The following is a 22,337-nucleotide window of genomic DNA, read 5'->3' as shown; positions in this document are numbered from 1 at the left end:
ATAGTGGAAGCATGAAACAGCGGATTTTCAGTAAATGCCGCAAAACATGTGAAAAATGGAGTGTGGAAAATGAAAGCAAAACAGATTACAACGTACCATGTAAAAGGGGAAGCAAAAACCTGGGAAAAAGCGCTGGCACCGGAAGACGAGTCCAAGAGCGTAAAAATGATTGAGTCGAACGTCATCAACCTGTATCCGGACTTTGCGTTCCAGACCATCGAGGGCTTCGGCGGCGCCATGACCGAGAGCAGCGCATACCTGCTGTCCCGTATGGATGAGGAAACACAGAATCAGGCATTACAGGATATTTTCGGACCGGACGGCCTTCATGCAAGATTTGTCCGCGTGCCGATCGACAGCTGTGACTATTCCCTTGAGGAGTATCAGGCAGTCGCAGACCCGATCGCAGACCCGGATCTGGCAACCTTCTCGATCGACCGCGACCGCAAATATGTCCTTCCGATGCTGAAAAAAGCCATCGAAATCTCCGCAGAGCCGATCAGTGTTCTGATGAGCCCGTGGTCTCCGCCGTATCAGTGGAAAACTGCACCGAAGATCGCAAAGAATGATGCTGCTGTTTACGGTGCAATGGGAATGCCGGTTCCGGAAGAGATTCCGCAGAGAAACCACGGCGGCAGCCTGAAACCGGAGTATTACGGAAGCTGGGCAAAATACGTCGTAAAATATCTGCAGGCATACCTCGATGAGGGAATCCCGGTGACGATGCTGAGCCTGCAGAACGAGACCGTAGCGGCTACCACCTGGGACAGCTGCGTATGGACACCGGAAGAGTCCAAAACCTACCTGAAAGATTATCTGTATCCGGAGATGAAAAAAGCAGGCCTGACGGACAAGATCGGCATCTTCATCTGGGATCACAACAAAGAGCGTATGATCGAGCACGTTCTGACCGTCCTTGACGAGGAGACCATGGACATGGTAGCCGGTATCGCATTCCATTGGTATTCCGGCGACCACTTCGAGGCTGTTGAGCTGATGAAACAGAAATACCCGGACAAAACCTTCATGCTTTCCGAGTGCTGTGCCCTTCACATGCCGGGCAGAATCGGTTTTGGCGACGGTGGTTTCGGACCGGTGAACTTCCAGACACCAGAGTACGTCGATTACCTTGACGCCGCAGATTATGCACACGATATGATCGGAAACCTGAACGCCGGCATGAACCGCTGGATCGACTGGAACTTCCTCGTAGACAAAGACGGCGGCCCGCGCCACGTACCGATGGGATTCACCTCAGGTCTGATTGTGGATGATGATTTCCATTACCGCAAACCGATCATGTACCACTACATCGGCCATATTTCCAAATATATTGCTTCGGGTGCAAAACGCATCGGCTGGAGCAAATACGGAGCAAACCTGGATGTAACGGCCGCAGTCAATCCGGACGGAAGCTACGTTGTGATCCTGCTGAACCGCACAAAAGAGGATTCCGGCTGCTTCCTGCGTGTCAACGGACATATCATGCGTGTCGATCTTCCGACAGAGACACTCAGCACGGTTGTAATCGAGAAATAAAAAGCAAAAATAAAAAAATGCCTTCTGTGCAGAATGGAAACAGTCTGCACAGAAGGCATTTTTGTAAGATACAATTTATTTTTGATCGGAATCGGAAGAATCTGAATTTTTCTCTTCGGTCGAAGGCTTTGCCGGTGTATACGGCGCATCAACCGGAGACTCTTCCGTGGCCAGCTTTGTCAGCGCTTTGCGCAGCCGGTAGCCCGGGAAGTGGAAGACTTCGGCCTCGTCGATCTTCTTTTTCTGATATGGGATCGCCTGTCTCGTTTCAGGATCAATGTGGTCCATGTGGAAGTAAAACGCATCGTCATCCGGCAGGTGATGTTTTTCAAGACGACGGTTGGCGAAGTTGCGGCAGACCGTGCAGATAATGGCACAGACCGGAACGGCGATGATCATGCCAAAGACACCCAAGAAGCCGCCGCCGATCAGAATCGAGATGATGATAAGGAAGCTGGACACACCGGTCGTCTCGCCGAGGATTTTCGGCCCTAAGAAGTTTCCGTCAAACTGCTGCAGGAGAACGACGAAAATCAGGAAATACAGTGCCTGCAGAGGGTCGATCAGAAGGATCAGCAGAAGACACGGAACGGCGCCGAGGAACGGGCCGAAAAACGGAATGATATTCGTCACACCGATGATTACGCTGACCAGCAGTGCGTACGGGGTGCCGATCAGGCTCGTCACAAGATAGCAGATGGCACCGATGATGATCGAATCGATGACTTTTCCAACGAGGAATCCGCTGAATTCCTGGTTCACATACTGGCAGTCGCGGATCACGGCATTTCCGTGATCCAGACCGAGCAGCGCGTAGACTGCTTTTTTCAGCTTGGCAATGTAGCTTTCCTTGTTGTACAGCATGTAGATTGCAACGATCGCGCCAAGCAGAATGTTTTTGAAAAACGTAACCATGTTGACGAGCTGTCCGGAGAGGTTCAGAAGGAACGTACGGAGCATCGGCATCAGGTCATTGGTCAGCCAGTTGGAAAGCTTTGCGGAGAACATGGAGATGTACTGGTCTGCCGTCTGCTGCATCTCCGGGTAATTCGCCAGCACTTTTGTGGCAAAATCCTGAATGTTGTTTGCGTAGTTGGAGAAGTTGGAGACAATGTTTGTGATACTTGAGAACAGCTCCGGGATCAGGGTCGCAATGAGTCCGTACAGCGCGAAAAGCATGGCGACGTACGTCAGAAGAATCAAAAGCGCCCGCACAAGCTTTTTGCAGCGTACCGACTGTGTTTTTCCGTGCCGGGCAAAGAGTCTGGCGATGATCCGCTGTTCTATGAAGTTAATGATCGGGCTGATCACATAGGCGAGAATCAGGGCTGCAATCAGGGGGGAGAGAATGTCGAGGACATTGTGAAAGGCGGTCCGCACAGAAGTCTGGTGGAAGAGCAGGTAGTAAAAAATCATGGACGCTGCAAGTACCAGAAAGGCAGTAACGCCGGCCCGGACATATTTTCGGTAACGATCCAGTTTCATAAAAATGTAAATCCCCTTTCGAATTTTATTAACCTCTATTATACACATGCAATCCCCAAAATACAACCGCAACCACACTTGCGGGAAAAAAAGGAAACTGCTATACTGGAAAAGCAGATTTAGAAAAAGGAGATAACAAATTTGAAGATAAAAATGCCGCCAAGCGTAAATATGGTAATCGATTCCCTGCATGCGAAAGGCTTCGAGGCGTACGCGGTCGGAGGCTGTGTGCGCGATACGATTCTTGCGCGGGAGCCGGACGACTGGGATATTACAACCTCTGCTTCCCCACAGCAGGTAAAAGAAATTTTTGACCGCACCGTGGATACGGGACTGGAGCACGGAACGGTAACAGTTCTGGCCGGAAGCGGCGCGCACGAGGTCACGACGTACCGCATCGACGGAGAGTATGAGGACGGCCGCCATCCGAAAGAAGTGGTCTTTACCTCCAGCCTCGCCGAGGATCTGCGCCGCCGTGATTTTACGATCAATGCGATGGCATACAACAACGAAGAGGGGCTTGTGGATCTGTTCGATGGAATCAGGGATTTACAGCGCAAAGTCATCCGCTGTGTCGGAAATCCGACCGAGCGGTTCAGTGAGGATGCACTGCGGATCCTGCGTGCCCTCCGCTTTTCCGCACAGCTCGGCTTCAAACTCGATCCGGCAACACTGGATGCCATCATAGCACTCGCGCCGACGCTTGAAAAAATCAGCGCCGAGCGGATCCGTGTGGAACTGAATAAACTGCTGATCTCGAAACGGCCGGAGTACATGGAGGCCGTCTATGAGGCGGGTATTACAAAAATTGTGCTGCCGGAGTTTGATGAACTGATGAAAACGCCGCAGAACAATCCGCACCACTGCTATAATGTCGGTGAGCACACGATTGCCGCTCTGCAGCACGTTCCGGCAGATCCGATTCTGCGCTGGACGATGCTGCTCCACGACATTGCAAAACCGGCGTGCCGCACAACGGATGAGGCCGGCATCGATCATTTTAAAGGCCACGCACCGGCGGGGGAGAAAATGGCGAAAGCGATTCTGCGCCGTCTGAAATTCGACAACGAAACCATCCGCCAGGTCGCAGCATTGATCCGCTGGCATGACTGCCGCATGGCTCCGGAGAAACCGGTGATCCGCCGTATTCTGAACAAACTCGGCCCGGAGCTGTTCGAAAAACTGATGATCGTGCAGGAAGCCGATACGATGGCCAAAAGCCTGTACCAGCGGGAGAAAACCCTGGAACGGATCGGAAAGGTAAGGGAGTGCGTCAGAGAAATTCTCGATAACGGCGACTGCTTTACGTTGAAAATGCTGGCCGTTTCCGGCAAAGATCTGATGGAACTCGGTGTCCCAAAAGGCCCGAAAATCGGCGAATGCCTGAACGCGGCGCTGGAAGAAGTGATGAAAGATCCGGCGAAGAATACAAAAGAATACCTGACAGAGTACGTAAAAACACTGCTGTAAAGCCAAAACGGCAAACAAAAGAGAGCCGGGGACAGAACAATCCGTCCCCGGCTCTCTTTTGTTTTTTGCTGGTTTTATGCGTTCAGATCACGCAGCAGATCCGCATACCAGCAGAACACATGGGCAATGCGGTACAGTTCGCTCTCCTTGGAGACGGTGCGCCACAGCTCTTTATAGCTGTGCAGCCACCGTTCGAGATCTCCGGCGAGTGCAAAACAGTCTTCTTTCTCCGGCAGAGTGCCCTCGGAAAGAAGGGAAGCGCGCAGGAACGGCAGCAGGCGGTTCAGCACTTTCAGGCCGTCTGCGGCGAGCAGGTACGCATAGATCATCGGACGGTTCTCCGGGCGGACGGTGCCGGCTTTCTCGTACAGAACGGCGCAGAGCGCGTCGATTGAAGCATTTGCTGCATCCGCATCGCCTTCCGCGCAGGAGCGGAGCAGTTCGGCAGCCTCTTCTTTGTCCTGATGCAGTTCGAGTGCTTCCTGTACCATAACGGCAGTGCGCCACGGATACGCATCCTGATGGCAGAGAAGATCGAGCACGGAAACGAGTTTTCCGGAAGCATCACCAAATTCCAGCACGGAAATCTGGCGGTTGATTTCCTCCTCCGGCAGAATGTCTGCATTCCAGGAGAACGCCGCGCCGTAGATCATGCCGATGCGGGAGAAGTCCGGGTGATTGATGTGGCCGTAATCGCCCCAGTCAGTGTTCAGAAGTCCCATCGCATGGCATTCGTGGCCGTAGCGCGCCATTCTGGAAATGTTTTCATACGCCTCATGATACTTGTTGATGAGCTGGTTCCATCCCTGTACGCCCGGGCACACATACAGATGCTCGGCACCGGAATTGGCAAGGCGGGTCAGACGCTCCGATGAAACATTTGACGCATAATCCCAGTGGAGGCAGATCAGGTTCTTCGGCAGGAGATGATAAGCTTCCGGCTCCTGGCTGATGACATCACTCCAGAACATCGGCGTGCGGCCGGATTCAGTGATATAGTTGGCAAGCTCTGTCACAAACTCGGTGTAGATGACGGTGGTTCCCTTTTCCTCGGCGAGTGCGCGGGAAGCCCCTTTTCCAAGGTCAAACGTTTCATCCGCGCAGAGATTGAAATACTTCGAGGAGAAGAGCTGCATATATTCGGAAAGAATGTGTTTGGCAAGGGAGAGGCTCTCCGGGTTTGTGATATCGAGCGTATGGTGCGCCTGGCGGTCATAGAAGGAGAACGGAGCCGAAGCAGAGCCTTCCAGTTCGCACAGATGTGCATACGATTTCGTGCAGAGCAGCTTGTACAGATGGCCGAAGCTTGCAAGCGACGGAACGAGATCAATGCCAAGTCCCTTGCAGTAGCGGTCCAGCTCGAGGATGTCCTCTGCAGTGAGCGGCGTATCGTCGCGCCACATCTCGGTCAGATCGTCGAAGAGATAGCTGTGCTCGATGTAGAGCTGAAGCTGATTGATTTTATAGAAGCTCAAGGTGGCGGCAAGCTGTTTCAGATAGGAAAGCGTCGGAACACGTCCGCGGGTCGCATCGTGGTAGAAGCCGCGGTTTTCCATGGCCGGTTTGTCGGAGATCAGGACGGTTGGAAGAACAGCACCTGCCTGGCGGATCATCTGACGGAGTGTCTGCACGCCGTAGAGAACGCCGCTTTCCAGAGATCCGCAGATCGTGATGTTTTCCGGTGTGACAGCGAGGGTATAAGCCTCACGGGATAATTCCGGAGAGGCAGTCAGATAGATCAGGTGTGATCCCACCGGCTGATGACGGCGGCAGATGGCAGGACGGAATCCCGTCTGTGTCTCAATCTCCTGCTGCAGAAGCTGTGCTGCAGAAAAAAGCTCAGCCGGGCTCTCGGAATCGAGAAAAATGCGGCTGTCATAGTGAATTGTAAAGGTGCCCTCTCCGTAGGAAAGGGAAGATGGCTGTGGTAAGAAAATCATAAAAACCCTCCTTAAAATAAAATGATTTTAGAGAACCCCATAACAGGTGTTTTTCATCCTGTCAAGTTTGGAATATTTTACCATGCGGTGAAATTAAAAACAATAAAATAAGAGAAAAAGAAAACACTTTCAACATTGCTTTTGGGATGAAAGAAAAAACAGAAACCAGTATGCATGGCACAGGGCGGATACGCATACATTGAATCGTGACCCCAAAAACGATCACAACAGGGAAAGGAGTCAGGCTCTTGTATGATTATGGATTGAGTGTGCTGTCCCATTACGGTCTTACGGCTTCCGGCACAATGCGGGTGCGGGGCGCTTTATTGTGCCACACCGAACAGGGGGATAAGCTGATCAGCGAGTTCGGGACGGCGGCGGAAAAACTGGAGCAGCGGTATCTTCTACAGTGCCGCATCACGGAGTCGGGGCTCCTGCGGTGCGATCAGATTCTGCGGAACGAAGAGGGAGCGCTTGCAACGCGCGGGGACGACGGAGGAACGTACATTGTGCGGAACTGGTACCCGGGCCGGGAATGTGAGACGGGAAACAGTGAGGATCTTATCCGCGCCTCGGACGCGCTGGCGCGGCTACATACGGCAGCTCATCTGCCGGTGAAAATGGAATACCGGAGGGAATCCATCGTGGAGGAGTGCATCCGCCACAATGTGGAAATTCGAAAGATCCGAAAGTATTTGCAGACAAAAAAGAAGAAAAATGAGTTCGAAAAACTGCTGTTGGCAAGCGCCGGTCCGTATCTGGAACAGGGAGAGCGGGCGGCCGCGGAAATGAAAGCTTCTTCCTATGAAAAACTGCGGCAGCGGGCGGACGAAGAAGGCGCCGTCTGCCACGGGGAATTCAGCCAGCACAATATTCTGCTGGAAAACGGCAGAGGCGAAACGGCGGTCAATTTCGACAAGTGGAACTTCGATCTCCAGGTGGCAGATCTTGGCTATTTTATGCGGAAAATTCTGGAAAAACACGGCTGGAGCGAGCGCGCGGCAGAACGGATTTTAAACGCCTACAGCGCCAGACGGCCGCTCGATGAGGGGGAAATCGAGACACTCCGCCTCTATCTTTCCTATCCGTGGAAATACTGGAAACTGGCAAACCGCTACTACGGAAGCAGAAAATCGTGGATATCCGGGCGGAATACGGAGAAACTAAAAACACTCAATGCGCAGCAGGCAGACTGGCTGCGGTTTGTTAAGGGATCCTTCTTTTAACCGTGCGGTGGAAAAGAGTCTGTTTTGGGCAGAAATCGCCATAAAACCGCTGGTATGGGGGACTTTTTTCTTGACAAGAGAGACGCATTAGTATATAAATATATACAGCTACGCGAAAAAGCCGGTCAACGTAACAGACTGATCATCCGGAAGAAAAACAGCCGGCAGGGCAGGTCGTGTGTATCAGCGGGCCCGCGTACCATGTAAAAAACAAATGTAAGATACAGGAGGAGTAAAACTCATGAACAAAACAGAATTAGTTGCAGCTATGGCTGAGCAGACAAATTTATCCAAAAAAGATGCAGAGGCTGCTTTAAAAGCATTTATCGATGTAGTATCTGAAGAATTAAAGAAAGGTGAGAAAGTTCAGCTGGTAGGCTTTGGTACCTTCGAAGTATCCGAAAGAGCAGCAAGAGAAGGAAGAAATCCGCAGACTGGCGAGACCATGGAAATCAAAGCTTCCAAAACTCCGAAATTCAAAGCAGGAAAAGCTTTAAAGGACATGATGAACTAAGTAAAAATCTATGCGCTTAGATAAATTTTTAAAAGTATCACGACTGATCAAGCGGCGTACCGTAGCCAATGAAGCCTGTGATGCAGGCCGTGTCCTCGTCAACGACAGACCGGCAAAAGCATCCGCACAGGTCAAGGCAGGAGATGTACTGGAAATTCAGTTCGGAAGTAAATCCGTCAGGGTAGAAGTGCTGAATGTGCAGGAAACCGTGAAAAAAGAAGAAGCACAGGAGCTTTACCGCTACTTATAAGAAGTGCGGCAGGATTCATGTGCAGCGAATAAAAAGAGAAAACCTTCATATAATGGGTGTATAGACCATTGTATGGAGGTTTTTTGTATGGGGGAGATGAACGAACAGGCGCACCGCCTTTTGCTGGAACAGCGGAAAACACTTTCTCTTGGCGGCGTGCAGGATGTGAAAAGCTTTGATGAGAACGAAGTTCTGCTCGTGACCGTCTGCGGTGTTCTTACCATCCGCGGAAAAGAGCTGCATGTGGGCCGCCTGGAGCTGGAAAAGGGAGAGGCGGATATCGAAGGCAGCATCGACAGCCTGGTCTATACGGAACATGGGCCGCTGCAGAAGAAGGGGTCTGCGCTTGCGCGGCTGTTCCGGTAAAAATGAGTGCGTATGTCACCCGGGAGCTGATTCTGTTCGCCTGTTCCATCTGGCAGGGGGCAGTCCTGGGGTTCTGGTACGATCTGATCAAGACAGCGCGGAAACTGATCCGCCACAGCCATGCGGCGGTATCTGCAGAGGACCTCTGCTACTGGATTGCGGCAGCGCTGTATCTGTTTGTACGGATTTACGGAGAGAACAGCGGCATTCTCCGCGGGTATCTGTTTGGTGGCATCCTTGGGGGCGCTGCATTGTACCACGCATCGTTTGGACGCTTTCTTCCGGAACTTCTGGCAAAGGGAATCAAAAAAGCAGGGCGAATCCTCGCTTTTCCAGGAAAATGGCTGGTAAAAAGTATGAAAAAACGGAGAAAAAGGTTGAAATTTCATGGGAAGAACGGTAAGATGTAACTACACATGTAAGAACAAAAGAAACAAGTCTGCGGACGAAAAACAACAGATAGTTTGGCTGCAGACGGTTGGAAAATAGAAAGCAAGGGTAAAGAAAAGAATGAAAGAAAGGGAAGAAAAGAATTCTGGCCGAAAGAAAAAAGTCAGAAAGAAGAGCCGTACAACAGAGTTCTCAATTACCGTAGTCCTGTGCTGCCTGGTTGCAGTCCTTACCGTAAAGGGAATCAGCCTTCAGCAGAAGGTCAATGCAAATGCATCCCGTCTTTCCAGTCTGGACAGCCAGATTGAAGAGGAGAAGCAGCGCACCGATGATATTACCGCCTTGAAAGAATACATGCAGACCGATGAGTACATAGAAAAAACGGCAAGAGAAAAATTTGGCATGGTAAAGGATAATGAGATTTTATTTAAAGAATCCCAGTCGAAATAAACAAAACAGATAAAGAAAGGGCATGATTTCGCAGTCCCCTTTGAAGTCCAGAACAAAGAGAGGAGGAGCGGAACATGCCGGAGTGGATCATTGCCATGTTCCTGATCGGCGCATTGCTGTCAGCAGGGGACATGGCTAAAATTTTTTTGGAAGCCAGAAGAAGCCGCCGGGAAGCGGCCGTCTATGACAATCATCCGCAGAAACTGCAGATGGAGCACTACGCCGATTCGTTCCGCGTTCTGGCAGAGAGCTTTTACCAGATGCCGTCAAAAAGTGTGATGCCGGAGACGGGCCGGGTGGACAAGATTCTGGAAAAAGAACAGCAGGAAGTCTGTAGCCGCTGTGCGAAGGCGTCGTGGTGCTGGGAGCAGTACGGAAACCTGACGCGCGAGCGGTGCCAGGAACTTCTTCAGACAATCGCCGACGGGGATGAGGACGAGATCAGCCGTGCAAAAGGCGAATGGAACGCCTCCTGCCTGAACGGCTCCCGCTTTCTGGAACTGTTCTGGAACCGCTACCAGCAGGAACGCCAGACGGCGCTCTGGTCGGGGCGTGTGGCGGAGAGCCGCCGCGTGGTGGCAGAACAGTTAAGTGAAGTCGCCGGGATTATGGACCGCGCCGCGTGTGATCTGTACAGCCTCAACAGTCTGCCGGACGAGCTCTCGGAAAAAATCTGCCGCCAGATGAAGAAAAACGGGGCTTTCGTCCAGAAAATCTGGCTCCAGGAGCGGCCGAAAGAGCATTTACAGATCTATATGACGGTCAAAGCAGGCCGTCACTGCCGGATCACGCTTCGCCAGACGGCGGAACTGATCGGTTCCCTGTGCGGAATCCCGATGGTTGCGGTACGCGACGGGGCACAGGTCTTAAGCGGAGAATACCAGACGGTGCTGTTTCAGGAGGATGTGAAATTCCAGGTTCTCTACGGTGTGGGACGCATCACCAAGGAGCAGGAGAGTATCTCCGGGGACAATTACAGTGTGCTCTGCGAAAACGGCCAGTTTGTCCTCTGCCTGTCGGACGGCATGGGTTCCGGGATCGAGGCAAACAGGGAGAGCGAGACGGTGGTGGAGCTGTTTGAACAGTTCCTGCGCGCCGGATTCCCGCGGATCATGGCGGCACGGATGATCAATTCGATGCTTCTGCTGCAGCCAAAGGAAGGGATGTTTTCCACGTTTGATGTTGCTTCGATTAATCTCTACACAGGCGTCTGCAGCTTTTTGAAAGGAGGTGCATCGCCGACGTTCCTTAGGCGGGATACGTGGGTGGAGGTTGTGGAGTCGACCAGTCTTGCCGCAGGTCTCGTTTCCCAGACGGATTTTGATACCACAACGAAAAAGCTGTACGACGGTGATTACCTTGTGATGATGACGGACGGAGTGCTGGACGCGCTGCCCGGGGACAGGACGGAGCAGATGAAGCAGCTTCTTCTCGAAGTGAAAAACAGCGAGCCGCGGGAATTTGCCCGGGAGCTTTTGGAACGCGTGCTGCGCCTCGGCGGCTGCCGCGCACGGGATGATATGACGGTTCTGGTCGCCAGAATCTGGAAAAAATAGGAGTAAAAACGAAGGATGCGAGAGAAAGTAAGAGCCTTTATGGAACAGTATCATATGGTAACGGCAGGCGAACGCGTGCTGCTCGGCCTCTCCGGCGGCGCGGATTCTGTCTGCCTGTTTCATCTGCTGCGGGAACTGCAGGAGCCGCTTGGCTTTTCGCTGCTGGCTGTCCACGTCAACCATAACCTGCGCGGCGCGGAAGCCGGGCGGGATGCGGCATTTGCAGAAAATCTGTGCCGGGAATATGATGTTCCGTTCTATCTCTATTCCTGTCCCGTGGAGAAGATCGCAAAAGAAAAGCATCTCTCGACGGAGGAGGCGGGACGCGCGGCGCGGCAGGAAGTTTTTGCAGCGTGCGCAAAGGAGCAGAGGGCAGTGAAAATTGCGCTCGCCCATCACCAGGATGACGTTGCGGAGACGATGCTGCATCACCTGGCACGGGGAACGTCGCTGGCCGGACTTGCCTCCTTACGCCCCGTGCGGGGGAATGTGATCCGTCCGCTTCTCTGCGTCGGACGAAAAGAGATCCGGCAGGAACTGGAAAGCCGGAAGTGTTCCTGGTGTGAGGACAGCACGAATGCAGAGGATGCTTACACGAGGAACGGAATCCGCCACCATGTGCTGCCGTATCTGACCGAAGAGGTCAATCCGCGTGCCGCCGCGCATATGGCACAGACATCGCTGGACCTGCTGGAAACGGAGGAATATCTGGAGCAGCAGACGGATCAGCTGATGGAGCGGTATGCATCCGCAGAGAAAAATGCGGTTGTGCTGCGTGATGCGGTGAGCAGCGAAGCGCCTCTTCTGCAGCGCTACGTGATCCGGCGCGTTCTGGAACAGCTGGCGGGAAAACGGAAGGATCTTACCAGGGAGCATCTGGAATCTGTGCGGGAACTTTTTGAAAAGCAGGTCGGAAAAAGTGTCTGCCTGCCGTATGGAATCACCGCCGTGCGCGGATACGAGACGCTCCGCCTGGAAAAGCAGGGAGTGCATTTAAAAGAAGAACGGAAAAGGAAAAGCGGCGAAGAAGTTCCAATTCCGGTTCCGGCCGGGTGTGAAGAGGAAAAAAGTCTCGCATTTGCAGAAAATCCAGTCACGATTGTGAAAAAAACATCGGTTTTTCCCGAAAGAATTGAAGAAAAAAAGTATACGAAATGCTTTGACTGTGATAAAATAAAAGACGGTCTTGTCCTCCGCACGAGAAGAAGCGGAGATTATCTGAGAGTAACCGCAAAAGGCGGGAAAAAGAAACTAAAAGATTATATGATTGATGCCAAGATACCGAAAGAGGAGCGGGATTCCATTCTGCTGCTCGCCGACGGACCGGAGATCTGGTGGGTCGTGGGGTATCGCAGAGGAGAGAGCGGCCGTGTCGGGGAAGACACGAAAGCAGTTCTGCAGATACAGATTGGCGTTGGTAAGGAGGAAAACAGATGAAAGAGACAATCAGAGTATTATTAAGCGAAGAAGAAGTAGACAGACGAATTAAAGAAGTAGCAGACCAGATCAACCGCGATTACGCAGGAAAGGAAGTGCACCTGATCTGCGTTTTAAAAGGCGGCGTATTCTTTATGTGCGAGCTGGCAAAACGCATCACAGTGCCGGTAAGCCTTGACTTTATGTCCGTATCAAGTTACGGCGATGACACCAAGTCCAGCGGAGTTGTCCGTATTGTAAAAGACCTGGATCAGCCGCTGGAAGGAAAAGACGTTCTGATCGTGGAGGATATCATCGATTCCGGAAGAACGCTTTACTATCTGATCGACATCCTGAAAAAGAGAAATCCGAAATCCGTACACCTGTGTACTCTGCTCGACAAGCCGGAGCGCAGAGTGCGCGATGTCAAAGTAGATTATACCTGCTTTAATATCCCGGACGAGTTCGTCGTAGGCTACGGTCTGGATTACGCACAGAAATATCGGAATCTTCCATACATCGGAGTAGTGGAGTTTCACGAAGACGAGGAGTAAAAAGAAAATATGAACAGACAGCGCAGTGGATTTGGACTCTACGCGGCGTTTATGGTGATTATCGTGCTTGCCATGTTCTACATCACCGGAAAAATCAGCGCAGGCAGCAGCCCAAGTCAGCAGAAATTTGAAACCGCCGTAAAAGACGGCAAAGTGACATCCGCGCAGATTGTCCAGAACAAAGAAGTGCCGACCGGCTCCGTCGTGGTACAGGAGCAGGGCGGTGACAGTTATACGGTCAATGTGACCGACGTAAACGCAGCTATCAGCCTTCTGGAGAATGCTGATGTAACGTACACCGTGCAGAATGTCCAGAGAGACAGCATTTTCATGACATCCGTCCTGCCGGCCCTGCTGCTCGGTATGATCCTTCTTTTCGGCATGTCGATGATGAACCGCTCCATGGGCGGCGGTGGAGGCGGCGGAAACAAAATGATGAATTTTGGAAAAAGCAACGCCCATATGTCCACCGACAAAGACAAAAAAGTCCTGTTCCGCGATGTTGCGGGCTTAAAAGAGGAAAAAGAAGACCTTGTTGAGGTGGTCGATTTCCTGAAAGCACCGGAGAAATATACACAGGTCGGTGCGAGAATCCCGAAAGGAGTTCTTCTTGTGGGCCCTCCTGGAACCGGTAAAACCCTTCTGGCGAAAGCTGTTGCAGGAGAGGCAGGCGTGCCGTTCTTCAGCATTTCCGGATCGGATTTCGTGGAAATGTTCGTCGGCGTCGGCGCTTCCCGTGTCCGCGACTTGTTTGAGGAAGGAAAAAAACATGCGCCGTGTATCATCTTCATCGATGAGATCGACGCCGTGGCAAGACGAAGAGGCACCGGCATGGGCGGCGGCCACGATGAGAGAGAGCAGACATTAAACCAGCTTCTCGTTGAGATGGATGGTTTCGGCGTCAATGAGGGCATCATCGTGATGGCAGCGACGAACCGTGTCGATATCCTGGATCCGGCGATTCTCCGTCCGGGACGTTTTGACCGCCGCGTGGTTGTAGGACCGCCGGATGTCATGGGCCGTGAGGAAATCCTGAAAGTCCATGCAAAGAACAAACCGCTGGCCGAGGATGTGGATCTGAAGCAGATCGCGCAGACGACCGCAGGCTTCACCGGCGCAGAGCTGGAGAACCTGCTGAACGAGGCAGCGATTATGGCGGCAAAGGACCGCAGAAGATTTGTGCGCCAGTCCGATATCAAGTCTGCTTTCATCAAAGTGGGCATCGGTGCGGAGAAGCGCAGTAAAGTCATTTCGGATAAAGAAAAACGGATCACCGCATACCATGAGACAGGCCATGCGATCCTGTTCCATATGCTGCCGGATATGGAGGCGGTCTATACGATCTCCATTATCCCGACCGGTCCTGGCGCAGCGGGCTACACGATGCCGCAGCCGGAGAACGATGATATGTTCCAGACGAGAGGCAAAATGATGCAGTACATCACCGTATGCCTCGGCGGCCGTGTGGCAGAGGAGCTGATCTTCGACGATATCACAACGGGCGCATCCCAGGATATCAAACAGGCGACGGCTACCGCGCGTTCCATGATTACGAAGTACGGTATGTCTGAGAACCTTGGTCTTGTCGCTTACGATTCCGACTCGGATGAGGTCTTCATCGGCCGCGACTGGGGCCATACGAAGAGCTACAGCGAGAATGTAGCCGCAGCCATCGACGAGGAAGTCCGCCAGATGATCGAGAAATGCCACGATCAGGCGAAACAGATTATTCTGGAGCATTCCTATGTGCTGCATGAGTGTGCAAAGCAGCTGATGGAAAAAGAGAAGCTGAGCCGTGCTGAATTCGAAGCCATTTTTGAGCAGGAAGCACAGATGACAGGAACAGCACCGGAAGTTTCTGGAGAAATCTGATATCTTTTTATTTGCAATAGAAAACCTGCAGAGAACAAAAAAAGTTTTTTGCAGGTTTTTTTCTGTGATTTTACGGGCGTTTGTGCAAATTAAAACAGAAAATCCGAAACGCCGGAAAAATTCATCGTTATTTTGAATAAGAATCAAATGAAAAAAAATCGCGATTTGTGCAGACTTTTCGAGGGACGTATGGTACTATAATAACTGTAAAAACCCCCCAATACATTATATAGTTTTTGCTACACCCCATAAGAGAAATACCTTCTCCAAAAGAGCCAGCGTACCCCGCTGGCTCTTTTACTATATAAAAATCCAATAAACACAATCGTTACATGTGTTCAGAAAAAGGTTGTATTACATGGCGGTGTGGGGTAAAATATAAGGAATGAATGATTGAGAAAGACAGAGGCGTTAGTTCATGGATAAAACAAGAATGCAGCAGTATATGTCACAGATGCGGGCGATGTTCAACAAGCATGCGCTCTACAGCGATGAATCCCCGCAGTATCAGATTCCGTTTGAGCCGAACCCGGGCGACACGGTGAAGATCCGGTTCCGTACCCTGAAAAATAATGTAGATGCGGTTTATTTCATCAGCGGTTCCACCCGTGCACAGATGCAGGTCGGTTTGGTCCGGAACGGTTTTGATTATTACGAGATCGAGATTCCGGTCGGAAATGAGCCGATCCGCTATTTTTTTGAGATTCAGGCAGGCCGCGTGGTCTGTTATTACAACAAGCTCGGTGTCACAAGAGAGCTGCAGGAGATGTACTCTTTCGGCATTATCCCGGGCTTCCATACGCCGGACTGGGCGAAGGGCGCTGTCATGTATCAGATTTTTGTGGACCGCTTCTGCAACGGAGATCCGTCCAACGATGTGCTGACGGGAGAGTACAGCTACATCGGTGAGCAGGTCAACAAGGTGGATGACTGGAACCGCTTCCCGGAGCAGATGGATGTCCGCAATTTCTACGGCGGCGATCTGCAGGGCGTCATTGACAAGATGGATTATCTGCAGGATCTCGGTGTGCAGGTCATTTATCTGAATCCGGTGTTTGTTTCGCCGTCGAACCATAAGTATGATATTCAGGATTATGACTATATTGATCCGCATTTCGGAAAGATTGTCTCCGACGAAGGCGATCTGCTCTGGCCGGGCGACAAGGACAATACGCGGGCAACGCGGTATATTGACCGTGTGACGAACAAGGCGAACCTGGAGGCGAGCAATGAACTGTTTATCCACCTGGTGGAGGAGGCGCACAAGCGCGGCATGAAGGTGATTCTGGACGGCGTTTTCAACCACTGTGGTTCGTTTAACAAGTGGCTGGACCGCGAGCGGATTTATGAGGCCGGAAAGGGCTATGAGCCGGGCGCGTATGTGGCGCAGGACAGTCCGTATCACACGTTTTTTAAGTTTTATAATGAGCATAGCTGGCCGTACAATGAGTTTTATGACGGCTGGTGGGGCCATGATACGCTGCCGAAGCTGAACTACGAGGGTTCGGAGAAGCTGATGGAGGATATTATGCGCATCGGCGCGAAGTGGGTTTCTCCGCCGTTTAATGCGGACGGCTGGCGGCTGGATGTGGCCGCTGACTTAGGACACAGCCCGGAGTTTAACCACAAGTTCTGGAAGGAGTTCCGGCGCGTTGTGAAGGAGGCGAATCCGGAGGCGATTATTCTGGCGGAGCACTACGGCGATGCGATGAGCTGGCTGCAGGGCGATGAGTGGGATACAGTGATGAACTATGATGCGTTTATGGAGCCGGTTTCCTGGTTCCTCACGGGTATGGAGAAGCACAGTGATGAGTTTAACCAGGGGCTTCTCGGAAACAGTGAGAGTTTTATCGGGGCGATGACGTATCATATGCCGGCGTTTTATGCGCCTTCGCTGTATACGGCGATGAATGAGCTGGATAATCATGATCATTCGCGGTTCCTCACGAGAACGAATCATCGTGTGGGGCGTGTGGCGAATGTTGGGCCGTATGCGGCTGCGGAGAATACGAATAAGGCGGTGCTGCGCGAGGCGGTTGTGATTCAGATGACGTGGCCGGGGGCGCCGACGCTGTATTATGGGGATGAGGCCGGCCAGGTCGGGTTTACGGATCCGGATAACCGGAGGACGTATCCCTGGGGACAGGAGGATCAGGAGCTGATCCGATTCTATAAAGAAATGATTGCGGTGCATCGGAGATTTCCGGTGCTGGCGATGGGATCGCTGAAATTTTTGTACCATGATTATAATGTGCTTTCTTATGGACGGTTTAATCAGGAGGAGCAGGTAATTGTGGTGATTAATAACCGGAATGAGAGGGTGCATGTGGAGATTCCGGTGTGGCTTACCGGGATTAACCGGAGTTCGGTGGTGAAGCTGACGCAGGTGTTTGCGACGGATGCGGTGGGATTTTCTTCGGAGGAGAAAGAAATCGAGGTACCGGCGGGCATACTGGAGATGGATTTGCTGCCGTTATCGGGAGTGGTACTGCATAGACGCGAGGAGTGACGGACGCCTCGCCGCCGCATCACGCAAGACCGAACGGGCGGCGGCGAGGCTGGTAGTGGGGGCGGAAGGTTGAAAAATAGAAATGGAAAAAGAGCTCCGATTCGTATGAATCAGAGCTCTTAATCGTGCCGCAAACCGGGATCGAACCGGTACGGGTATCACTACCCACGGGATTTTAAGTCCCGGGCGTCTGCCAGTTCCGCCACTGCGGCATATGGACGGAGATGGATTCGAACCATCGAAGCAATTTGCAGCAGATTTACAGTCTGTCCCCTTTGGCCACTCGGGAATCCGTCCATGTATTTTGTTTTGTGTCAGAATGACTTCCGACATTGATTGATTATACTGGATGTGGAGCAAAAATGCAAGTGTTTTTTTGAAAAAATAAGAAAAAAGTTGAAAGGGGGGAGCGGGTCAGGTATAATATGATATATATGGGCTTCTATATTGAGAAATAAACAACCTGAAAATGGAGGGCATAGGGTAACTATGATTAAAATTAAGGATTATATCCGTGCGGGGTCGCTGGAAGAGGCGTATGAGCTGAATCAGAAGAGAAGCGCCTGTATTTTAGGCGGAATGCTCTGGACGAAGATGGGAGAGCGACAGGTGCAGACGGCAATTGATCTTTCCGGACTCGGACTGGATCAGATTGAAGAGTCGGAAGAGGAGTTTTCCATCGGATGCATGGTGACGCTGCGGCAGATGGAGGAGCATGAGGGGCTGAATGCTTATACCGACGGTGCGGCACGGGAGAGTGTGCGGAGTATTGTCGGGGTGCAGTTCCGGAATCTGGCTACGGTGGGAGGCAGTATTTTCGGCAGATTTGGATTTTCGGATGTGCTGACGCTGTTTCTGGCGCTGGATACGGAGGTGGAGCTGGTTCATGCGGGACGGATGCCGCTGGCGGAGTTTGCCTGTTCAAAGAGAGACAGGGATGTGCTGGTAAGGCTGATTGTGAAGAAGCATGAGGGTGTTACGGTTTATCAGAGTCATCGAAATTCCAGAATGGATTTCCCGGTGCTGACGTGTGCGGTGCGGGTGGAAGACGGAAAAGGATGTGCGGTGCTTGGGGCAAGACCGGCGAAGGCGGCACGTGTAGAGCTTCCGGCGGAGCTGGCGGAAAAGCTGGCGGCTGGAAAGGCATCTGCGGAGGAGCTGAAGGCGGCGGCTTCGGAGATTTCTGATCAGTTTACGTATGGCAGTAATATGCGCGGAAGTGCAGAATATCGTCATCATCTGGGACGGGTGCTGCTGCGCAGATGTATGGAAGAAATTCAGAAGAAGGAGGAGCAGTGATGAAGATTTCGATGATCTTAAATGGAAAGAAGACGGAAGCGGAAATCGATGCAGACATGCTCCTGATCGATTTTGTGAGAAGCCAGGGATGCTACAGTGTGAAGCGCGGCTGTGAGACGTCGAACTGCGGGCTGTGTACGGTTTTTCTGGAGGGAAAACCGGTGCTGTCGTGTTCGGTGCTTGCGGCGCGGGCGAATGGATGTAAGGTGGATACGCTGGAAGGCCTGCAGGAGGAAGCAGAAGAATTTGGTTCCTTTATTGCCGGACAGGGCGCCGAGCAGTGCGGGTTCTGCAATCCGGGGATGATTATGAATGCGATTGCGCTGTTCCGGGAAAATCCGGATCCGAGTGAGGAAGAAATTAAAGAATATCTGGCGGGAAATCTCTGCCGCTGTTCCGGATATGAAGGACAGCTTCGGGGAATTTTGAATTTCCTTGCCTGGAAAAAGCAGCAGGGAGGTGCGTCATGAGCAGAGAAAATCATATCTATGAACCGGACTGGTCGGGAAGAACCGATCAGCTCTGCAGTGTGAATAAGCCGGTGATCAAAAAGGATGCCCTCGCGCTGGTAACCGGAAAGCCGGTTTATGTAGATGATCTGGCGCCGAAGGATTGTCTGATTGTCAAGGTACTGCGGAGTCCGCATGCCAATGCAATCGTAAAATCCGTGAAAAAGACGGCAGCAGAGCGTGTTCCGGGCATTGAGGCGATTTATACCTGGGAGGATGTGCCGAAACAGCGTTTTACAATGGCAGGACAGACCTACCCGGAACCAAGCCCGTATGACCGTCTGATCCTCGATCAGCATGTGCGCTACGTGGGAGATCCGGTGGCGATTATTGCCGGAAAAGATGAAAAATGCGTGGACCGTGCGCGGAAGCTCCTGAAAGTAGAGTACGAAGTGCTTCCGGCCATTCTGGATTTTCATCAGTCCAAGGATAATGAACTGCTGGTGCATCCGGAGGAAAGCTGGAAATCGCTCTGTCCGGTCGGTGCGGACAATCAGAGAAATCTCTGTGCAAGTGCGGAAGATCACAACGGAGATGTGGAAGCCGTGCTCGCAGAGTGCGATGAGGTTGTAGAGCATACGTATCATGTACGCGCAGCCCAGCAGGCGATGATGGAGACGTTCCGGACATACTGCTTTATGGATACCTACGGACGGCTGAATGTGCTGAGCTCGACCCAGATCGTTTACCATGCGCGCCGCATTCTGTCCAATGCACTCGGCATTCCGAAATCGAAGATCCGTGTTTCCAAGCCGAGAATCGGCGGCGGATTCGGAGCGAAGCAGACGGTGGTTGCCGAAATTTTCCCGGCGTTTGTAACCTGGAAAACCGGAAAACCGTCGAAAATGATCTTTACGAGAGAAGAGTCCCAGACAGCATCCACACCGCGCCATGAGATGGAAGTAACGATCCGCCTCGGTGCGATGAAGGATGGAAGAATCCGTGCGATCGATCTGTATACACTTTCCAACACGGGTGCATACGGCGAGCATGGACCGACAACGGTCGGCCTTTCCGGCCACAAATCGATTCCGATGTATGGATCTCTTGAGGCTTACCGGTTTGCGTATGATGTTGTGTATTCCAACGTAATGTCAGCCGGTGCTTACCGCGGATACGGTGCGACGCAGGGTATCTTTGCCGTAGAATCTGCTGTCAGTGAGATGGCAGCGCGTCTTGGCATCGATCCGATCCGGATCCGGGAGCAGAACATGGTCCGTGAGGGACAGTTCATGCCGGCTTACTATGGCGAAACGGCAAACAGCTGTGCGCTTGACCAGTGTGTGGAGCGTGCGAAAGAGATGATCGGCTGGGATGAGAAATATCCGTGCCGTGATATGGGAAATGGAAAGGTGCGCAGCGTCGGCATTGCGATGGCGATGCAGGGCTCCTGTATTTCCAATCTCGATGTCGGATCGGCAACAATCAAAGTCAACGACGACGGCGGCTATACGATGCTGATCGCAGCGGCCGATATGGGAACCGGCTGCGATACGATTCTGTCCCAGATGGCGGCAGAGTGTCTGGAGTGTGATGTGGATGACATTACCGTTGTCGGCGCAGATACCGATACGTCCCCGTATGACTCCGGTTCCTATGCATCGAGTACGACGTATATTACCGGAAAAGCGGTGGAAAAAGCCTGCATGACGCTTCGGAAACGAATCTGTGCCCTGGCGGCAGAGCGGATGAACGTGCCGGAAGATGAGACAGAATTTACCGGTACCGGCGTCGTGCATGAAAAGAGCGGAAGCAGCATGACGATGGAAGAAATCGCAACAGCGGCCATGTGCAATAACGGCATCGCGCTGGAAGCGACGGAAAGCAACTGCTCTCCGGTATCGCCGCCGCCTTATATGGCTGGTGCGGTCGAGATCGAGCTGGATAAAGAGACCGGCGAGGTCAGGATTCTCGATTATGCCGCCGTTGTCGACTGCGGAACCGTCATCAACCCGAACCTTGCGCGCGTACAGGTCGAGGGCGGTCTGGTGCAGGGCATCGGCATGACGCTGTTTGAAAATATCCAGTACACGGACAAGGGTCAGATGATCAATAATTCGTTTATGCAGTATAAAGTGCCGACCCGCCTCGATATGGGCAAGCTACGCGTCGAGTTTCGGAGCAGCTACGAGCCGACCGGTCCGTTCGGTGCAAAATCGATCGGCGAGATCGTCATCAACACACCGGCTCCGGCGCTGGCACATGCAATCTACAATGCGACGGGTCTGTGGTTCCGCGAACTGCCGATCACGAGCGAGCAGATTGCAATGGGAATTGCGGAAAAAGAATGCGAGTAACGATACTTTATCTGGCAGCCGGGAACAGCAGACGGTTCGGGGAAAATAAGCTGCTCTATCCGCTGGATGGAAAGGCGGTGTACCGCCATCTGCTGGACCGGCTGGCCCAAATTGCCGGAAGGCATGAGAACTGGGAACTGCTGGTTGTGACGCAGTATGAAAGGATTCTGGAGGAGCTTGCGCCGCTGGTAAAGGCCGGGCGTCTGCAGACGGTGTTTTCGCCGGACAGCGAAAAAGGAATTTCCTATACAATCCGCGCGGGAAGCGAGGCAGCGGAGAAGCAAAATGCCGATGCCTGTGCGTGTTTTGTGGCGGATCAGCCGTACCTGAAGGAAGAGACGGCGGAGCGCTTTCTGGAATCCATGGAGATGCAGAAGGCTCCACTTGGCTGCGTTTTCTGCGGCGGCGAGAGCGGCAATCCGGCGTGGTTTTCAAAACCTTATTTTTCAGAACTAAAAGAACTTTCCGGCGACCGCGGCGGGAAAAAGGTGCTGAAACGGCACTGGGAATCGGTAATTCCGTTCCTGGTCGAAGCCGCGTGGGAATTAAAGGATCTGGACCGGAAAGAGGATCTCTGATGCAGAGACACCGGCGGCTGCCATGAATAAAATTTGAGACAGTGCGAAATTTGATGGATTTGGACTTGCATTTCCAGTGAGAAGTAAGTACAATGGGTATAATAAAAATTCGGGAGG

Annotated in this window: 19 protein-coding genes and 2 tRNA genes; 17 read left to right on the top strand and 4 right to left on the bottom strand. The window is 52.3% G+C overall.

The window, feature by feature from the left end; genetic code table 11:
* Positions 1 to 69: 69 nt before the first annotated feature.
* Positions 70 to 1,539 (top strand): glycoside hydrolase family 30 protein, encoded by a 1,470-nt coding sequence (locus DWW13_RS05545; protein WP_118719514.1) that lies wholly within the window; start codon positions 70 to 72, stop codon positions 1,537 to 1,539.
* Between the two features lie 75 nt (positions 1,540 to 1,614).
* Here DWW13_RS05545 and DWW13_RS05540 read toward each other — a convergent pair whose 3' ends face one another.
* On the bottom strand, positions 1,615 to 3,024 hold the full coding sequence (locus tag DWW13_RS05540; RefSeq protein WP_158579542.1) for an AI-2E family transporter: 1,410 nt from the start codon (positions 3,022 to 3,024) through the stop codon (positions 1,615 to 1,617).
* Between the two features lie 141 nt (positions 3,025 to 3,165).
* On the opposite strand from DWW13_RS05540, the gene DWW13_RS05535 reads away from it, so the two are divergent.
* Complete coding sequence (locus tag DWW13_RS05535; protein ID WP_117801461.1) at positions 3,166 to 4,494, top strand: CCA tRNA nucleotidyltransferase; 1,329 nt, start codon at positions 3,166 to 3,168, stop codon at positions 4,492 to 4,494.
* Between the two features lie 74 nt (positions 4,495 to 4,568).
* Here the strand turns inward: DWW13_RS05535 and DWW13_RS05530 are convergent, their stop codons facing one another.
* The gene (locus DWW13_RS05530; RefSeq protein WP_118600703.1) at positions 4,569 to 6,434 is read right to left on the bottom strand and encodes a beta-N-acetylhexosaminidase; all 1,866 of its coding nucleotides are present in this window, start codon (positions 6,432 to 6,434) and stop codon (positions 4,569 to 4,571) included.
* Between the two features lie 248 nt (positions 6,435 to 6,682).
* Between DWW13_RS05530 and DWW13_RS05525 the strand changes: the two genes are divergently transcribed.
* The 11 genes from DWW13_RS05525 to DWW13_RS05475 all read left to right on the top strand — a co-directional run bounded on the left by DWW13_RS05525 (position 6,683) and on the right by DWW13_RS05475 (position 17,537).
* Positions 6,683 to 7,660: a phosphotransferase gene (locus DWW13_RS05525; protein ID WP_117509466.1), complete on the top strand. Its 978-nt coding sequence runs from the start codon at positions 6,683 to 6,685 to the stop codon at positions 7,658 to 7,660.
* Between the two features lie 241 nt (positions 7,661 to 7,901).
* A complete protein-coding gene (locus tag DWW13_RS05520) occupies positions 7,902 to 8,174 on the top strand; it encodes an HU family DNA-binding protein (RefSeq protein WP_022462103.1) in 273 nt (90 codons plus the stop codon).
* A 10-nt stretch (positions 8,175 to 8,184) separates the two neighbouring features.
* Positions 8,185 to 8,424 (top strand): RNA-binding S4 domain-containing protein, encoded by a 240-nt coding sequence (locus DWW13_RS05515; RefSeq protein ID WP_022462104.1) that lies wholly within the window; start codon positions 8,185 to 8,187, stop codon positions 8,422 to 8,424.
* An 87-nt stretch (positions 8,425 to 8,511) separates the two neighbouring features.
* On the top strand, positions 8,512 to 8,790 hold the full coding sequence (gene yabP, locus DWW13_RS05510; RefSeq protein WP_330410109.1) for a sporulation protein YabP: 279 nt from the start codon (positions 8,512 to 8,514) through the stop codon (positions 8,788 to 8,790).
* A 2-nt stretch (positions 8,791 to 8,792) separates the two neighbouring features.
* Complete coding sequence (gene yabQ / locus DWW13_RS05505; RefSeq protein ID WP_117509465.1) at positions 8,793 to 9,200, top strand: spore cortex biosynthesis protein YabQ; 408 nt, start codon at positions 8,793 to 8,795, stop codon at positions 9,198 to 9,200.
* A gap of 100 nt (positions 9,201 to 9,300) precedes the next feature.
* The gene (locus tag DWW13_RS05500; protein ID WP_118719512.1) at positions 9,301 to 9,630 is read left to right on the top strand and encodes an FtsB family cell division protein; all 330 of its coding nucleotides are present in this window, start codon (positions 9,301 to 9,303) and stop codon (positions 9,628 to 9,630) included.
* 74 nt (positions 9,631 to 9,704) lie between these two features.
* Positions 9,705 to 11,186: a SpoIIE family protein phosphatase gene (locus DWW13_RS05495; RefSeq protein ID WP_055218705.1), complete on the top strand. Its 1,482-nt coding sequence runs from the start codon at positions 9,705 to 9,707 to the stop codon at positions 11,184 to 11,186.
* A gap of 15 nt (positions 11,187 to 11,201) precedes the next feature.
* On the top strand, positions 11,202 to 12,623 hold the full coding sequence (gene tilS / locus DWW13_RS05490) for a tRNA lysidine(34) synthetase TilS (protein WP_118719510.1): 1,422 nt from the start codon (positions 11,202 to 11,204) through the stop codon (positions 12,621 to 12,623).
* On the top strand, positions 12,620 to 13,156 hold the full coding sequence (gene hpt, locus DWW13_RS05485) for a hypoxanthine phosphoribosyltransferase (protein ID WP_022462110.1): 537 nt from the start codon (positions 12,620 to 12,622) through the stop codon (positions 13,154 to 13,156). The genes tilS and hpt overlap by 4 nt, the downstream gene beginning before the upstream one ends.
* A gap of 9 nt (positions 13,157 to 13,165) precedes the next feature.
* Entirely contained in the window at positions 13,166 to 15,028 is a 1,863-nt protein-coding gene (gene ftsH / locus DWW13_RS05480; protein ID WP_118719508.1) for an ATP-dependent zinc metalloprotease FtsH, read from the top strand.
* A 418-nt stretch (positions 15,029 to 15,446) separates the two neighbouring features.
* Positions 15,447 to 17,537: a glycoside hydrolase family 13 protein gene (locus DWW13_RS05475; protein ID WP_118719506.1), complete on the top strand. Its 2,091-nt coding sequence runs from the start codon at positions 15,447 to 15,449 to the stop codon at positions 17,535 to 17,537.
* A 126-nt stretch (positions 17,538 to 17,663) separates the two neighbouring features.
* Here DWW13_RS05475 and DWW13_RS05470 read toward each other — a convergent pair.
* Positions 17,664 to 17,749, bottom strand: a tRNA-Leu gene (locus DWW13_RS05470).
* Positions 17,750 to 17,752: 3 nt separating this feature from the next.
* A tRNA-Tyr gene (locus tag DWW13_RS05465) sits at positions 17,753 to 17,834 on the bottom strand.
* Between the two features lie 192 nt (positions 17,835 to 18,026).
* On the opposite strand from DWW13_RS05465, the gene DWW13_RS05460 reads away from it, so the two are divergent.
* From DWW13_RS05460 to DWW13_RS05445, 4 genes are read left to right on the top strand one after another with little or no spacing between them, the layout of a single operon-like run.
* On the top strand, positions 18,027 to 18,836 hold the full coding sequence (locus DWW13_RS05460; protein ID WP_117761114.1) for an FAD binding domain-containing protein: 810 nt from the start codon (positions 18,027 to 18,029) through the stop codon (positions 18,834 to 18,836).
* Entirely contained in the window at positions 18,836 to 19,306 is a 471-nt protein-coding gene (locus tag DWW13_RS05455) for a (2Fe-2S)-binding protein (RefSeq protein ID WP_022462114.1), read from the top strand. The genes DWW13_RS05460 and DWW13_RS05455 overlap by 1 nt, the downstream gene beginning before the upstream one ends.
* Positions 19,303 to 21,642, top strand: coding sequence for a xanthine dehydrogenase family protein molybdopterin-binding subunit (locus DWW13_RS05450; RefSeq protein WP_082424482.1), 2,340 nt, complete (start codon positions 19,303 to 19,305; stop codon positions 21,640 to 21,642). Before DWW13_RS05455 ends, DWW13_RS05450 begins: the two co-directional genes overlap by 4 nt.
* Positions 21,633 to 22,220 carry a nucleotidyltransferase family protein gene (locus DWW13_RS05445; RefSeq protein WP_118719504.1) on the top strand — a complete coding sequence of 196 codons (588 nt, stop codon included), beginning with the start codon at positions 21,633 to 21,635 and terminating at the stop codon, positions 22,218 to 22,220. Before DWW13_RS05450 ends, DWW13_RS05445 begins: the two co-directional genes overlap by 10 nt.
* Positions 22,221 to 22,337 lie beyond the last annotated feature (117 nt).

The organism is Blautia sp. AF14-40, from assembly GCF_003479665.1.
GTDB lineage: Bacteria > Bacillota > Clostridia > Lachnospirales > Lachnospiraceae > Fusicatenibacter > Fusicatenibacter saccharivorans.
This window is presented reverse-complemented; position numbering and strand designations above follow the sequence as displayed.